Below are 15410 nucleotides of genomic sequence, written 5' to 3'. Positions count from 1 at the left end.
AGCTTCGGGCGTGCCGTGCCACGTTCAGCCCCTGTTTTGGCGCGATCGAACCGCGTTCCGCTACGCGAGCGTCGATGCGTAGAATGCCCGCATGAGCTCATGGATCGCCGCCCTGCCGATGTACAACGTGACGCCGCGCCACGACGCACTGTGGCGCGCACTGCTGCGCGATGCACTCGATGCGTTCGCAAACGCGGGCGGGCCCGCCACCGATGTCACGCTTCCCGATGAATCCTTCGACGATCTTCACGCGCTGTGGCGGCGCGACGATCTGCTGCTGTCGCAGACCTGCGGCTACCCGTACCGGATGCTGGGCCTGCGCGATGTCGTGCGACTGATCGCGACACCCTCGTTCGATGCCGACGGCTGCGACGGCGCGCACTACAGCAGCGTGCTGGTCGTGTCGGCACGTGCGCATGCGGGCGGCGCGACGACGCTCGCCGCATGCCGGGGGCTGCGGGCCGCATTCAACGGTCGAGATTCGCACAGCGGGATGAACGCGCTCCGGTATGCGGTTGCGCCGCATGCGCACGACGGACGATTCTTCGGATCGGTGGCGGCGTTCGGCTCGCACCTGAACGTACTGCGTGCGCTGGCTTCTGAGGACGCCGATTGCGCGGCGATCGACTGCGTGACGTTCGCATACGTGAGGGATGCACTGCCAGAATTGCTGGAGGGCATCCGGATCATCGGGATGACCGCATCCGCGCCGGGGTTACCGTTCATCGCCTCGCGGGCACTGGAGGACACACAGGTCGCTGCGTTGCAGGATGCGCTCGATCACGCAGTGACGGCCGATGCGGAACGGGCGCGCGTGCTGCGGCTGAAGGGATTCGAACGGCTGTCGCCAGCCGACTACGACAGGATTGCGCGGTTCGAGCAGCAGGCAGCCGCGCACGGTTATCCCGCGCTGGCCTGAGCGCCGCGAGCGCGCGTTGAAGCGCTAGAACGGCAGCGTGCCGGGCGGCGCGTTGCGCACGACGGCGAGCGTCGTGCCGATATGGTCTTCGAGCGCGAGCGCCGCGCGCGCATCGGCGCGCCGCATCGCGGCGTCGAACAGGCACTTGTGCTCCGCATGCACGTCGCGCTTCGAATCGCCGAGCCCGATGCACACGCGCCGGTAACGTTCGCTTTGCTGCGACAGCATGCGCAGGATCAGGTAAGTCCACGGCGTCGCGGCTGCCGAGATCAGCGCTTCGTGAAAGCGCCGGTTGCATGCTTCCCACGCGGTCCGGTGTTCGATCGATACCGGCTGCTCCCAGGCCGACAGCATCTCGAAGCTTTGCCGCACTCTTTGTTCCCACGCATCGTCGCCGCGCCGCACGGATTCGCGCAGCGCATCGACCTCGATATGGATGCGCAGCCGCGTGATCGCTTCGAGATCGTCGACCGACATCGGCGTGACGCGAAATCCGCGCTGCCCTTCGGCGACGACCAGCGCATCGCTGACCAGCCGCGTGAGCGCCTCGCGCAGCGTGCCCGCGCCGACGCCGTACACGTTCTTCAGGTGCTCGACGCGCAGCTTCGCGCCGGGCGGGTAGTGCCCCTCGATGATGTGCTGGCGAAGCTGGTGGTACGCATGCTCGCTGAGCGTGCGGGCATGCGGTTCGACTGCGTCGTCGGCGGCCGGCTCGATCGCCGGCGGCGTGTCGTCGGGCAGTGCGTCGGTGAACGGGTGGGTGGGCAGGATGGTATTCATGTCACGCGTCCTCCGAATCCTGTTTGCGGTTGAGGCGATAGCTGAGCTGCGCGCGCGTCAGCCCGAGCAGGCGGGCGGCGGCCGACAGGTTGCCGTTCGCGCGATCGACGGCCTCGTGCAGCAGCGCGCGCTCGAGGCCGTCGAGTCCGCCGCCACCCTGCAACTGGTCGAGGATCGTCGCGCAGTCGATCGATAGCGCGGCGGCCGGCTTGATCTGCCCCGCACGGTCGACGGTCGCGCCGCCAGGCAGCCCGACACCGGGGAACAGGTCCTTCGCGTCGACCGGCCGGTTGGGGCGCGACAGGATCACCGCGCGCTCGATCAGGTTCTCGAGCTCGCGCACGTTGCCGGGCCACCGGTAGCCGCGCAGTGCGTCGTACGCGTAGTCGGTCAGCGTGGGCGCCGGCTTGCCGTGCAGCGACGCGAAGCGTTCCAGCATCGCGTCGGCGAGCAGCGCGATGTCGTCCTGCCGGTCGCGCAGCGGCGGAATCAGCACCGGGTAGACGTTGATCCGGTAGTAGAGGTCGGCGCGGAAGGTGCCGTCGCGCACGGCCTGTTCGAGATCGCGGTTGGTCGCCGCGACGACGCGCACGTCCACCTTCCTGCCGTCGGTCGCGCCGAGCCGTTCGACCTCGCCTTCCTGAAGCACGCGCAGCAGCTTGGCCTGCACGTCGAGTGGCAGCTCGCCGATTTCGTCGAGGAACAGCGTGCCGCCGTTCGCGCGCTCGAAGCGCCCGGCCCGCGCGACCTGCGAGCCCGTGAAGGCGCCTTTCTCCGCGCCGAACAGTTCCGACTCGATCAGCGCGTGCGGAATGGCCGCGCAGTTGATTGCGACGAACGGCTTGGCGGCGCGTGGGCTGAGGCTGTGCAATGCGCGCGCAAAGCGCTCCTTGCCGACGCCCGTCTCGCCGGTGAGCAGGACGGCCACCTTGGTCGGCGCGGCAGTCTCGAGCAGCGCATAGGCGGCGCGAAACGCGTCGGAGCGTCCGACGAGCCGCGTGCGGCCATCGTCGGGTGCGATCTCGAGGCGCAGCGACTCGACCTCGGTCTGCAGGTCGCGGATCGTGTTGATCAGCGAATCGGCCTTGAACCACGACGAGATTTCCTCGGCATCGGGCCATTCCTCGGCCGGCTTGCCGACGATCGTGCAGTGCGGGTCGTGCATGCCGACGCAGCTCGTTTCCTTGAACAGGATCGTCCGGCCGATGAACGCGCTCGTATAGCCGGTCGCATAACCGATCAGCATCCAGCACACCGGCTCGGGCTGCGGCCCGAACGTGCGACGGTGCACGTCGGCCTCCCATGAATGTTCCCAGCGGTATTCGCAATAGAACGCGCCCGTCGCGGGATCGGCCTCGAAGCGCAGTGGCGTGACCTGCACGGCGCCTTCGAGCATGTGCAGCTGCGGGCCGACATGAAACATGTCGAACAGCGACGCGCCGCTGCGGATCTCGCGGGCGAGCGCGGCGTCCCGTTCGCCGGCGGCGAAGCCGACGCGCGTGAAGAACCGCCGCGTCTGCGCGGGCCCGACGCTTTCCATCAACTCCTGGCGCAGCGTCGCCAGCGCGCCGGCATGGAGCAGCACCATCCGCTGTCCGGCGAGCCAGATGCGGCCGTCGCTCGCCGAAAAATGGATCAGCTTGCGCAGGTCGGTGTCCGGCGGCAAGGGGGGCAGGCTGGGCCGCGTCATGTCTCCTCCGTCGAGATTTCTCGTGATTTTCGAAATTTCCGCAAGCGGCGCCCCAACCCGGGCGACCGTTTGATCATTTCATCAAATGCGTACCGCCGGGTTGCTCAAATGATGAAGAGGGCCGCCGAATCAGGCGTTTGGCGCAATGGCTCGGGCGCGTTTTCCCTTCTGGTTAACCGCCATTGTGGTTCGCGAATTTTAACTTTGCGTCAGGGCTTTCCCTGAATTATCGAGATTTTTTGCGGAACCGGCCGCGCGTGGCACGGATGCTGCATTGAAGGACGGCATGGAGGCGACACCGATCATGAATCCAACCGAACCCGATCTTTCCCCACTCGACCCGGGCCGCAAGTGCGTCCGCGTCACCGGCACGAACCCGCGCGGCTTCGTCGAATTCGAGTTGTCGATCGGCGGTGCGCCGGAGCTGTGCGTCGAGCTGACGTTGCCTCCTGCCGCCTTCGACGCGTTCTGCCGCGAACAGCAGGTCACGCGGCTGGACGTCGAAGCGAACCCATGACCTTGAGGAGCAAGAAGTGACCATCGAGCTGAAGACAGTCGACATCAAGCCGCTCCGGCACACCTTTGCGCACGTGGCGCAGAACATCGGCGGCGACAAGACGGCGACGCGCTACCAGGAAGGCATGATGGGCGCGCAGCCCCAGGCGAACTTCCATTACCGCCCGACGTGGGATCCCGATTACGAGATCTTCGACGCGTCGCGTTCGGCGATCCGGATGGCGAACTGGTACGCGCTGAAGGACCCGCGCCAGTTCTACTACGCGTCGTGGGCGACCACGCGGGCGCGCCAGCAGGACACGATGGAAGCGAACTTCGAGTTCGTCGAGTCGCGCCGGATGATCGGCCTGATGCGCGACGACGTCGCCGCGCACGCGCTCGACGTGCTGGTGCCGCTGCGCCACGCGGCCTGGGGCGCGAACATGAACAACGCGCAAGTCTGCGCGCTCGGCTACGGCACCGCGTTCACGGCGCCCGCGATGTTTCATGCGATGGACAACCTCGGGGTCGCGCAGTACCTCACGCGGCTCGCACTCGCGATGGCCGAGCCCGACGTGCTCGACACCGCCAAGGCGGCGTGGACGAGCGGCGCCGCGTGGCAGCCGCTGCGGCGTTATGTCGAGGACACGCTGGTGATTGCCGATCCGGTCGAACTGTTCGTCGCGCAGAACCTGGCGCTCGACGGGCTGCTGTACCCGCTCGTGTACGACCGCTTCGTCGATGAACGGATCGCGCTCGCGGGCGGCACGGCGGTGGCGATGCTGACCGCGTTCATGCCCGAATGGCACACCGAATCGAACCGCTGGATCGATGCCGTCGTGAAGACGATGGCGTCCGAATCCGACGACAACCGCGCGCTGCTGGCACGCTGGACGCGCGACTGGTCCGCGCGGGCCGACGCGGCACTCGCGCCGGTGGCGGCGCTGGCGCTGCAGGACGACGGCCGCGCCGCGCTCGACGAAGTGCGGGAACAGTTCCACGCGCGTGTCGCGAAGCTCGGCCTCGCGCTCTGACGCCGGGCCGCCCACCTTTCACCCAGGAAACCAGCATGTCCAACGTATTCATCGCCTTCCAGGCCAATGAGGAGTCCAGACCAATCGTCGAGGCGATCGTCGCCGACAACCCGCTCGCGGTGGTGGTCGAGTCGCCCGGCATGGTCAAGATCGATTCGCCCGACCGGCTGACGATCCGCCGCGAAACGATCGAGGAACTGACCGGCACGCGCTTCGACCTGCAGCAGCTTCAGGTCAACCTGATCACGCTGTCCGGCCACATCGACGAGGACGACGATCAGTTCACGCTGAGCTGGTCGCACTGAACGCCGCGCCACGCGCACCGACAACACCGGAGACACGAATGGACACGCCAACGCTCAAGAAAAAACTCGGCCTGAAGGACCGCTACGCGGCGATGACGCGCGGCCTCGGCTGGGAGACGACCTACCAGCCGATGGACAAGGTCTTCCCGTACGACCGCTACGAGGGCATCAAGATTCACGACTGGGACAAGTGGGTCGACCCGTTTCGCCTGACCATGGACGCGTACTGGAAATACCAGGGCGAGAAGGAAAAGAAGCTGTACGCGGTGATCGACGCGTTCACGCAGAACAACGCGTTCCTCGGCGTGACCGATGCGCGCTACATCAACGCACTGAAGCTGTTCATCCAGGGCGTGACGCCGCTCGAATACCTCGCGCATCGCGGCTTCGCGCACGTCGGCCGGCACTTCACCGGCGAGGGCGCGCGCATCGCGTGCCAGATGCAGTCGATCGACGAATTGCGGCACTACCAGACCGAAACGCACGCGATGTCGACGTACAACAAGTTCTTCAACGGGTTCCATCACTCGAACCACTGGTTCGACCGCGTCTGGTACCTGTCGGTGCCGAAGTCGTTCTTCGAGGATGCGTACTCGTCGGGGCCGTTCGAATTCCTGACCGCCGTGAGCTTCTCGTTCGAATACGTGCTGACGAACCTGCTGTTCGTGCCGTTCATGTCGGGCGCGGCCTACAACGGCGACATGTCGACCGTCACGTTCGGCTTCTCCGCGCAGTCGGACGAATCGCGCCACATGACCCTCGGCATCGAGTGCATCAAGTTCCTGCTCGAACAGGATCCGGACAACGTGCCGATCGTGCAGCGCTGGATCGACAAGTGGTTCTGGCGCGGCTACCGGCTGCTGACGCTCGTCGCGATGATGATGGACTACATGCAGCCGAAGCGCGTGATGAGCTGGCGCGAGTCGTGGGAAATGTACGCGGAGCAGAACGGCGGCGCGCTGTTCAAGGATCTCGCGCGCTACGGCATCCGCGAGCCGAAGGGCTGGCAGGACGCATGCGAAGGCAAGGACCACATCAGCCACCAGGCATGGTCGACGTTCTACGGCTTCAACGCGGCGTCCGCGTTCCACACGTGGGTGCCGGCCGAGGACGAGATGGCGTGGCTGTCCGCGAAGTATCCCGACTCGTTCGACCGCTACTACCGCCCGCGCTTCGACCACTGGGGCGAGCAGGCGAAGGCCGGCAACCGCTTCTACATGAAGACGCTGCCGATGCTGTGCCAGACCTGCCAGATCCCGATGCTGTTCACCGAGCCCGGCAACCCGCGGAAGATCGGCGCGCGCGAATCGAACTACCTCGGCAACAAGTTCCATTTCTGCAGCGATCACTGCAAGGAAATCTTCGATCACGAACCGCAGAAGTACGTGCAGGCGTGGTTGCCCGTGCACCAGATCCACCAGGGCAACTGCTTTCCGCCCGATGCGGACCCGAGCGCCGAAGGCTTCGATCCGCTCGCCGCCGTACTCGATTACTACGCGGTGGGCATGGGCCGCGACAACCTCGATTTCGAAGGCTCGGAAGACCAGAAGAACTTCGCGGCATGGCGTGGCCAGGCCACGAGCAACTGATCGATACGCAACACCTACGCAACCTTGAACGAGACCGGCGCGCGCGCGAACGCGCGAACGCCGGCCGACAGGAGACAAGCATGGCCGTCATCGCGCTCAAACCCTACGACTTCCCGATCAAGGACGCGGTCGGGAAGTTTCCGGCACCGCTGCTCTACGTGTGCTGGGAAGACCACCTGATGTTTCCGGCGCCGTTCTGCCTGCCGCTGCCGCCGGACCTGCCGTTCGGCGCACTCGCGCGCGACGTGCTGCCGCCCGTCTACGGCTACCACCCGGACTTCGCGAAGATCGACTGGGATCGCGTCGAGTGGTTCCGCTCCGGCGAGCCGTGGACGCCGGACACGGCGAAGAGCCTGGCCGGCAACGGCCTCGGGCACAAGGACCTGATCAGCTTCCGCACGCCGGGCCTCGACGGCCTTGGCGGCGCGAGCTTCTGACCGCGACGCGGACGGGCGAACCATCATGAGCCACCAACTAACCATCGAGCCGCTGGGCGTCACGATCGAGGTCGAGGAAGGACAGACGATGCTCGACGCGGCGTTGCGCCAGGGCATCTACATTCCGCACGCGTGCTGTCACGGGCTGTGCGGCACCTGCAAGGTCGCGGTGCTCGACGGCGAGACCGACCTCGGCGACGCGAACCCGTTCGCGCTGATGGACTTCGAGCGCGAGGAAGGCAAGGCGCTCGCGTGCTGCGCGACGCTGCAGGCCGACACCGTGATCGAGGCCGACGTCGACGAGGAGCCGGACGCGGAGGTCATCCCCGTCAAGGACTTCGCGGCGGACGTCACGCGCATCGACGCGCTCACGCCGACCATCAAGTCGATCCGCCTGAAGCTGTCGCAGCCGATCCATTTCCAGGCCGGCCAGTACGTGCAGCTCGAGATTCCGGGGCTCGGGCAAAGCCGCGCGTTCTCGATCGCGAATTCACCGGCCGACGTGGCCGCCACCGGCGAGATCGAGCTGAACGTCAGGCAGGTGCCGGGCGGGCTCGGCACCGGCTACCTGCACGAGCAGCTGGCGACCGGCGACCGCGTGCGGCTGTCGGGCCCGTACGGCCGCTTCTTCGTGCGCCGCTCGGCCGCGTTGCCGATGATCTTCATGGCCGGCGGATCGGGCCTGTCGAGCCCGCGCTCGATGATCGCGGACCTGCTCGCGAGCGGCGTCACCGCGCCGATCACGCTGGTCTACGGCCAGCGCAACGCGAAGGAACTCTATTACCACGACGAATTCCGTGCGCTCGCCGAGCGTTACCCGAACTTCACGTACGTGCCGGCGCTGTCCGAAGGGGCGGCCGATGCCGGCGGCGGAATCGCGCAGGGGTTCGTGCACGACGTCGCGAACGCGCATTTCGACGGCGACTTCTCGGGTCATCAGGCGTACCTGTGCGGGCCGCCCGCGATGATCGACGCGTGCATCACCGCGCTGATGAAGGGCCGCCTGTTCGAGCGCGACATCTATCACGAGAAGTTCATCTCGGCGGCCGACGCGCAACAGACGCGCAGCCCGCTGTTCCGGCGGGTGTGACATGGACGCGGGGCGCGTGTGCGCCACGGTGACGATCGCGCAGACCGACGAGCGCTATGCGTGCGCGTCCGGCGAATCGTTGCTGGCCGGCATGGCGAAGCTCGGCCGGCGCGGCATTCCGGTCGGGTGCCTGAACGGCGGGTGCGGCGTGTGCAAGGTGCGTGTGCTGCGCGGCGCGGTGCACCGGCTCGGGCCGATCAGCCGCGCGCACGTGAGCGCCGACGAAGAACTCGACGGCTATGCGCTCGCGTGCCGCGTCGCGCCGGACGGCGACGTCGAGCTGGAAGTGGCGGGCCGGCTGAGAAAGCCGTTTTTCTGCGGCTCGGCGTGCGCCGGGACGCCGGATCTCAACAAGTAACCAAGGAGGAGACTCACCATGGGTGTGATGCGTATTGGTCATGTCAATCTGAAGGTGATGGACATGGAAGCGGCGTTGCGTCACTACATCCGCGTGCTCGGCATGCAGGAGACGATGCGCGACGCGGCCGGCAACGTCTACCTGAAATGCTGGGACGAATGGGACCGGTATTCGCTGATCCTGTCGCCGTCCGATCAGGCGGGGCTCAAGCATGCGGCCTACAAGGTCGAGCACGACGCCGATCTCGACGCGTTGCAGCAGCGTATCGAGGCGTACGGCATCCCGACGGAGATGTTGCCCGAGGGCGCACTGCCGGCGGTGGGCCGCCAGTTGCGCTTCCTGCTGCCGAGCGGGCACGAGCTGCGCCTGTTCGCGAAGAAGGAGCTGGTCGGCACCGCGGTCGGCTCGCTGAATCCCGATCCGTGGCCCGACGACATTCCGGGTTCGGCCGTGCACTGGCTCGACCACTGCCTGCTGATGTGCGAGCTGAACCCGGAGGCCGGCGTGAACCGCGTCGAGGAGAACACGCGCTTCATGGCCGAGTGCCTCGACTTCCACCTGGCCGAGCAGGTCATGGTCGGCCCGGGCAACACGATCCAGGCCGCGACGTGGATGTTCCGCAGCTCGACGCCGCACGACATCGCGTTCGTCGGCGGCCCGCGCAACGGGCTGCATCACATCGCGTTCTTCCTCGACGACTGGGCCGACGTGCTGAAGTCGGCCGACGTGATGGCGAAGAACAAGGTGAAGATCGACGTCGCCCCCACGCGGCACGGCATCACGCGCGGCACGACCATCTATTTCTTCGATCCGAGCGGCAACCGCAACGAAACCTTCGCGGGGCTCGGCTATCTCGCGCAGCCCGATCGCCCCGTCACGACGTGGACCGAGGACGAGCTCGGGCGCGGGATCTTCTTCCATTCAGGTGAACTGAACGAAGCGTTCACGACCGTCTACACCTGACTCGCACAGGAGCGCAGCGTCATGGCTTGCAACGATTCGACCCGCAGCGTCGTCACGCGCACGATCGACTGGCCCGTCGCGTCGCGCGCCGCGCAGGCGGCGGCAGAGGCCGCCGAGCGGCTCGGCGTGCGCGTGAACGTCGCCGTCGTCGATGCGGCCGGCCTGCTCGCGGCATTCGTGCGAATGCCCGGCGCGCCGCTGCATTCGATCGACATCGCGATCGACAAGGCGTACACGGCCGCGAGCTTCGGCTTGCCGACCGGTGCATGGCACGACGCGCTGGCCGCGCATTCGGCGGCCGTGCGGCAGGGGCTCGTGTTGCGCCCGCGCTTCGTCGCGTTCGGCGGCGGGCTGCCGATCGTCGACGACGGCGCGCTGATCGGCGGCATCGGCGTATCGGGCGGCAGCGAGGTGCAGGACGAGCGCTGCGCCCGCGCGGGGCTCGACGCGGCCGGCGTCGGCGGCGGGTGACGGGCGACAGACGAAACACGGCACGCGGCGCGCGGACGTTCTTCACGAACGTCCTTCGCGACCGCACCGGATCACGGATTCACGACTATCGGCAACCACATCATGTACGACACGGAACCTCTCGCCGCGACACGCGGCCCCGCCGGCGGGCAGCCGGAACCGCGGCGCGTCCGCAACTTCATCGACGGCGACTATCGCGCGGGCGATCGCTGGTTCGACAAGCGCTCGCCGCTCGACAACGCCGTGATCGCCCGCGTGGCCGAAGCGAGCCGCGCGGACGTCGACGCGGCCGTGCAGGCGGCGCGCGCGGCGCTGTCGGGGCCGTGGGGCGGCCTGACCGTCGCGCAGCGCGTCGAGATCCTGTATGCGGTGGCCGACGGCATCACGCGCCGCTTCGACGACTTTCTCGAAGCCGAAGTGGCCGACACCGGCAAGCCGGTCAGCCTCGCGAGCCATATCGACATCCCGCGCGGCGCGGCGAACTTCAAGGTGTTCGCCGACGTCGTGAAGAACGTGCCGGGCGAAACCTTCGAAATGGCGACGCCGGACGGCGCGGGCGCGCTCAACTATGCGATCCGCCGTCCGGTCGGCGTGGTCGGCGTGATCTGCCCGTGGAACCTGCCGCTGCTGTTGATGACGTGGAAGGTCGGCCCCGCGCTCGCGTGCGGCAACACGGTGGTCGTGAAGCCGTCGGAGGAAACGCCGCAGACGGCCGCGCTGCTTGGCGAAGTGATGAACGCAGCGGGCGTGCCGCGCGGCGTCTACAACGTCGTGCACGGCTTCGGGCCCGGCTCGGCCGGCGAATTCCTGACGACCCATCCGGGCGTGAACGCGATCACGTTCACCGGCGAGACGCGCACCGGCGCGGCGATCATGAAGGCGGCCGCCGACGGCGCGCGGCCCGTCAGCCTCGAGATGGGCGGCAAGAACGCGGCGATCGTGTTCGCCGACTGCGATTTCGACGCGGCCGTCGAGGGCACGCTGCGCTCGTGCTTCGCGAACGCGGGGCAGGTGTGCCTCGGCACCGAGCGCGTGTATGTCGAGCGTCCGTTGTTCGAGCGCTTCGTCGCCGCGCTGAAGGCCGGCGCTGAACGGCTGCGGCCGGGCCGACCGGACGCGGACACGACCGGCATCGGCCCGCTGATCAGCCAGGAGCACCGCGACAAGGTGCTGTCGTACTACCGCCAGGCGGCCGAACTCGGCGCGACGGTCGTGACGGGCGGCGGCGTGCCCGACATGCCGGACGACCTGCGCGACGGCGCGTGGGTGCAGCCGACGATCTGGACGGGCCTCGGCGACGATTCGCCGATCGCGCGCGACGAGATCTTCGGGCCGTGCACGCTCGTGATGCCGTTCGATTCGGAAGCCGAGGTGATCGGCCGTGCGAATGCGAACGCGTACGGGCTGTCGACCGCGATCTGGACCACCAACCTGTCCCGTGCGCATCGTGTCGCCGCGTCGATCGACGTCGGCATCGCGTGGGTCAATTCGTGGTTCCTGCGCGACCTGCGCACGGCATTCGGCGGCGCGAAGCAATCAGGCATCGGCCGCGAAGGCGGCGTGCATTCGCTCGAGTTCTACACGGAACTGCGCAACGTCTGCATCAAGCTCTGACCCACCCGTTACTGATCGGAAGACTCTTATGGACTCCACGTTGATTACCACGCTGGGCGACCGGCTGTACGACGCGATGACCTCGCGCACGCCCATCGCACCGCTGACGTCGCAGCACGAGGACCTGTCGGTCGACGACGCGTACCGGATCCAGCAACGCTTCGTGCAGCGTCGCCTGGACGCCGGGGAAACCGTGATCGGCAAGAAGATCGGCGTCACGTCGAAAGCCGTGATGGACATGCTCGGCGTGTACCAGCCCGATTTCGGCTACCTGCTGTCGGGGATGGTTTACGGCGACGGCGCGTGCATCGCGCTCGACACGCTGATCCAGCCGAAGGCGGAAGGCGAGATCGCGTTCGTGCTGAAGCGCGACCTGCTCGGGCCCGGCGTGACGAACGCGATGGTGCTGGCCGCGACCGAATGCGTGATGCCGTGCTTCGAGATCGTCGATTCGCGGATTCGCGACTGGAAGATCCGGATCGGCGACACCGTGGCCGACAACGCGTCGTGCGGCGTGTTCGTGCTCGGCGACCAGGCGGTGAGCACGCGCCGCGTCGATCTCGCGACCTGCGGGATGGTGCTCGAGAAGAACGGCGACGTGATCGGCACCGGCGCCGGCGCGGCTGCGCTCGGCTCGCCGGTCAACGCAATCGCGTGGCTCGCCAATACGCTCGGCCGGCTCGGCATTCCGCTGAAAGCGGGCGAAGTGATCCTGTCCGGCGCGCTCGCCGCGATGGCGCCGGCCGGGCCCGGCGACAACTTCCGCGTGTCGATCGGCGGGATCGGCGCATGTTCGGTGCGGTTCGCGTGAGCGGCGCCGTTCCCCTTTACTGGCAAACGAGGAATTCCCCATGACCCGAAAGATCCGCTGCGCGCTGATCGGCCCCGGCAACATCGGCACCGACCTGCTCGCCAAACTCATGCGCAGTCCTGTGCTCGAACCCGTCTGGATGGTCGGCATCGATCCCGAATCCGACGGCCTGAAGCGCGCGCGCGAACTTGGGCTGAAGACGACCGCCGACGGCGTCGACGGCCTGCTGCCGCACGTGCAGGCCGACGGCGTGCAGATCGCGTTCGACGCGACGAGCGCGTACGTACATGCGGAGAACAGCCGCAAGCTCAACGCGCTCGGCGTGCTGATGATCGACCTGACGCCGGCCGCGATCGGCCCGTACTGCGTGCCGCCCGTCAACCTGATGGACCACATCGGCTCCGGCGAGATGAACGTGAACATGGTCACGTGCGGCGGCCAGGCGACGATCCCGATGGTGCGCGCGGTGTCCCGCGTGCAGCCGGTCGCCTACGGCGAGATCGTCGCGACCGTGTCGTCGCGCTCGGTCGGCCCCGGTACGCGCAAGAACATCGACGAATTCACGCGCACGACGGCTGCGGCGGTCGCGCAGGTCGGCGGCGCGAAGGAAGGCAAGGCGATCATCGTGATCAACCCGGCCGACCCGCCGCTGATCATGCGCGACACCGTGCATTGCCTGACCGAGACCGCACCCGACGAGGCACGCATCGTCGAATCGGTGCACGCGATGATCGCCGACGTGCAGCGCTACGTACCCGGCTACCGGCTCGTCAACGGACCGGTGTTCGACGGCAACCGCGTGTCGATCTACCTCGAAGTCGAAGGCCTCGGCGACTACCTGCCGAAATACGCGGGCAACCTCGACATCATGACGGCCGCCGCCGCGCGCACCGCCGAGATGTTCGCCGAGGAGCTGCTGGCCGGCCGCCTCGCGCTCCAGCCGACCGCGCAGGCAGCGTGACGCGCGCATCCCACGACCGGACGAACAAGGAAACGGCAATGAATCTCAAAGGCAAGCGAATCACCGTCCACGACATGACGCTGCGTGACGGCATGCACCCGAAGCGTCACCAGATGACGCTCGACCAGATGCGCGCGGTGGCGACCGGGCTCGACGCGGCCGGCGTGCCGCTGATCGAAGTCACGCACGGCGACGGGCTCGGCGGCTCGTCGGTCAACTACGGCTTTCCCGCGCACACCGACGCCGAATACCTCGGCGCGGTGATCCCGCTGCTCAAGCGCGCGAAGGTATCGGCGCTGCTGCTGCCGGGCATCGGCACCGTCGACCACCTGAAGGAGGCGCACGCGCTCGGCGTGCATACGATCCGCGTCGCGACGCACTGCACCGAGGCCGATGTCTCCGAGCAGCACATCGCGATGGCGCGCAAGCTCGACATGGATACCGTCGGCTTCCTGATGATGAGCCACATGAACAGCCCGGAAGGGCTCGTGAAGCAGGCGAAGCTGATGGAGTCGTACGGCGCGAACTGCATCTACATCACCGATTCCGCCGGCTACATGCTGCCCGACGACGTGAAGGCGCGCCTCGGCGCGGTGCGCGCCGCGCTGCAGCCGGATACGGAGCTCGGCTTTCATGGCCATCACAACCTCGCGATGGGCGTCGCGAACTCGATCGCCGCGATCGAGGCCGGCGCGAACCGGATCGACGGCGCGGCGGCCGGGCTCGGCGCGGGCGCCGGCAATACGCCGCTCGAAGTGTTCGTCGCCGTGTGCGAGCGGATGGGCATCGAGACCGGCGTCGACGTGTGGAAGATCCAGGACGTCGCGGAGGATCTCGTCGTGCCGATGATGGACTTCCCGATCCGGCTCGACCGCGACGCGCTGACGCTCGGCTATGCGGGCGTGTACGGCTCGTTCCTGCTGTTCGCGAAGCGCGCGGGCGACAAGTACGGGATCCCGGCACGCGACATTCTCGTCGAGCTCGGCCGGCGCGGGATGGTCGGCGGGCAGGAGGACATGATCGAGGACACCGCGCTGACGCTCGCGAAGGCGCGCGCGACGCAAGCCAAGCAGGAGGCCGCATGAACCTGATCACCGATATCGTCGAATCGCTCGCCGCGCATCTCGACGGCTGCATGCGCGACGCGCGCGACACGCCGAAGATCACCGACCGCCATCCGGAGATGGACTGGGACGATGCCTACGCGGTGCAGGACGCCATCCGCAGCCGGCAACTCGGGCGCGGGGCGCGGATCGTCGGCTACAAGGCCGGCCTGACGTCGCACGCGAAGATGCGCCAGATGGGCGTCGACACGCCCGTGTTCGGCTTCCTCACGGACATCTACGACCTGCCCGACGGCGGCGAGTGCGACACGTCGGCACTGATCCATCCGAAGGTGGAGCCCGAGATCGCGTTCGTGACCAAGGCCGAGCTGAAAGGGCCGGGCTGCCATATCGGTGCGGTGCTCGCCGCGACCGATTTCGTCATCGCCGGCATCGAGGTGATCGACAGCCGCTACCGCGACTTCAAGTTCGACCTGAAGAGCGTGGTGGCCGACAACACGTCGGCCGCGCGCTTCGTCGCGGGCGGGCGGCCGCTCGCGGTGGAGGGCGTCGACCTGCGCACGCTCGGCGTCGTGCTCGAGAAGAACGGCTCGCCGGTGGCGTTCGGCGCCGGCGCGGCGGTGCTCGGGCATCCGGCCGCCGCGGTCGCGATGCTCGCGAACCACCTGGGCGCGCGCGGCGAATCGATTCCCGCGGGCAGCCTGATCCTGTCCGGCGGCATCACCGAGGCGGTGGCCGTCGAAGCCGGCGACAGCGTGACGCTGCGCGTGCAGGACATCGGCTCGATCGGCCTGCGTTTCATCTGAACGAAACACGACCCAACAGGAGG

At 67.6% G+C, this 15410-nt stretch carries 17 protein-coding genes; 15 read left to right on the top strand and 2 right to left on the bottom strand.

The window, feature by feature from the left end; translation table 11 throughout:
• Positions 1–91: 91 nt before the first annotated feature.
• On the top strand, positions 92–919 hold the full coding sequence (locus tag ACN8ZM_RS29830; protein ID WP_420211563.1) for a phosphate/phosphite/phosphonate ABC transporter substrate-binding protein: 828 nt from the start codon (positions 92–94) through the stop codon (positions 917–919).
• Between the two features lie 24 nt (positions 920–943).
• On the opposite strand, the gene ACN8ZM_RS29825 is transcribed toward ACN8ZM_RS29830, so the two are convergent.
• Together ACN8ZM_RS29825 and ACN8ZM_RS29820 are read right to left on the bottom strand one after the other, a co-directional pair.
• Positions 944–1699, bottom strand: a complete 756-nt coding sequence (locus ACN8ZM_RS29825) for a GntR family transcriptional regulator (RefSeq protein ID WP_420211562.1) — start codon at positions 1697–1699, stop codon at positions 944–946.
• A 1-nt stretch (position 1700) separates the two neighbouring features.
• Positions 1701–3389 carry a sigma 54-interacting transcriptional regulator gene (locus ACN8ZM_RS29820; RefSeq protein WP_420211561.1) on the bottom strand — a complete coding sequence of 563 codons (1689 nt, stop codon included), beginning with the start codon at positions 3387–3389 and terminating at the stop codon, positions 1701–1703.
• 304 nt (positions 3390–3693) lie between these two features.
• Here ACN8ZM_RS29820 and ACN8ZM_RS29815 point away from each other — a divergent pair, with 304 nt between their 5' ends.
• From ACN8ZM_RS29815 to dmpH, 14 genes are all read left to right on the top strand, one after another.
• Positions 3694–3906 (top strand): phenol hydroxylase subunit, encoded by a 213-nt coding sequence (locus ACN8ZM_RS29815; protein ID WP_366918937.1) that lies wholly within the window; start codon positions 3694–3696, stop codon positions 3904–3906.
• A 16-nt stretch (positions 3907–3922) separates the two neighbouring features.
• Positions 3923–4918 carry a phenol hydroxylase gene (locus tag ACN8ZM_RS29810; protein ID WP_420211560.1) on the top strand — a complete coding sequence of 332 codons (996 nt, stop codon included), beginning with the start codon at positions 3923–3925 and terminating at the stop codon, positions 4916–4918.
• Between the two features lie 35 nt (positions 4919–4953).
• Complete coding sequence (locus ACN8ZM_RS29805; RefSeq protein WP_043178963.1) at positions 4954–5223, top strand: MmoB/DmpM family protein; 270 nt, start codon at positions 4954–4956, stop codon at positions 5221–5223.
• A 38-nt stretch (positions 5224–5261) separates the two neighbouring features.
• On the top strand, positions 5262–6812 hold the full coding sequence (locus ACN8ZM_RS29800) for an aromatic/alkene/methane monooxygenase hydroxylase/oxygenase subunit alpha (protein WP_043178962.1): 1551 nt from the start codon (positions 5262–5264) through the stop codon (positions 6810–6812).
• An 80-nt stretch (positions 6813–6892) separates the two neighbouring features.
• The gene (locus ACN8ZM_RS29795; protein WP_043178960.1) at positions 6893–7249 is read left to right on the top strand and encodes a phenol hydroxylase subunit P4; all 357 of its coding nucleotides are present in this window, start codon (positions 6893–6895) and stop codon (positions 7247–7249) included.
• A 25-nt stretch (positions 7250–7274) separates the two neighbouring features.
• Positions 7275–8339, top strand: a complete 1065-nt coding sequence (locus tag ACN8ZM_RS29790; RefSeq protein ID WP_420211559.1) for an NADH:ubiquinone reductase (Na(+)-transporting) subunit F — start codon at positions 7275–7277, stop codon at positions 8337–8339.
• A 1-nt stretch (position 8340) separates the two neighbouring features.
• Complete coding sequence (locus ACN8ZM_RS29785) at positions 8341–8697, top strand: 2Fe-2S iron-sulfur cluster-binding protein (RefSeq protein ID WP_205822904.1); 357 nt, start codon at positions 8341–8343, stop codon at positions 8695–8697.
• Between the two features lie 18 nt (positions 8698–8715).
• Entirely contained in the window at positions 8716–9660 is a 945-nt protein-coding gene (locus tag ACN8ZM_RS29780; protein WP_043178953.1) for a catechol 2,3-dioxygenase, read from the top strand.
• A gap of 21 nt (positions 9661–9681) precedes the next feature.
• The gene (locus ACN8ZM_RS29775; RefSeq protein ID WP_420211558.1) at positions 9682–10131 is read left to right on the top strand and encodes a GlcG/HbpS family heme-binding protein; all 450 of its coding nucleotides are present in this window, start codon (positions 9682–9684) and stop codon (positions 10129–10131) included.
• A gap of 102 nt (positions 10132–10233) precedes the next feature.
• The gene (locus ACN8ZM_RS29770) at positions 10234–11745 is read left to right on the top strand and encodes a 2-hydroxymuconic semialdehyde dehydrogenase (RefSeq protein WP_420211557.1); all 1512 of its coding nucleotides are present in this window, start codon (positions 10234–10236) and stop codon (positions 11743–11745) included.
• Positions 11746–11773: 28 nt separating this feature from the next.
• On the top strand, positions 11774–12556 hold the full coding sequence (gene dmpE / locus ACN8ZM_RS29765) for a 2-oxopent-4-enoate hydratase (protein WP_420211556.1): 783 nt from the start codon (positions 11774–11776) through the stop codon (positions 12554–12556).
• Positions 12557–12596: 40 nt separating this feature from the next.
• Positions 12597–13517, top strand: coding sequence for an acetaldehyde dehydrogenase (acetylating) (locus ACN8ZM_RS29760; RefSeq protein WP_301768561.1), 921 nt, complete (start codon positions 12597–12599; stop codon positions 13515–13517).
• 38 nt (positions 13518–13555) lie between these two features.
• Positions 13556–14602 (top strand): 4-hydroxy-2-oxovalerate aldolase, encoded by a 1047-nt coding sequence (gene dmpG / locus ACN8ZM_RS29755; RefSeq protein WP_420211555.1) that lies wholly within the window; start codon positions 13556–13558, stop codon positions 14600–14602.
• Positions 14599–15387 carry a 2-oxo-3-hexenedioate decarboxylase gene (gene dmpH, locus ACN8ZM_RS29750; RefSeq protein WP_420211554.1) on the top strand — a complete coding sequence of 263 codons (789 nt, stop codon included), beginning with the start codon at positions 14599–14601 and terminating at the stop codon, positions 15385–15387. Before dmpG ends, dmpH begins: the two co-directional genes overlap by 4 nt.
• The last annotated feature ends 23 nt before the right edge of the window (positions 15388–15410 follow it).

The organism is Burkholderia aenigmatica, assembly GCF_048627025.1.
Taxonomy (GTDB): Bacteria; Pseudomonadota; Gammaproteobacteria; order Burkholderiales; family Burkholderiaceae; genus Burkholderia; species Burkholderia aenigmatica.
This window is presented reverse-complemented; position numbering and strand designations above follow the sequence as displayed.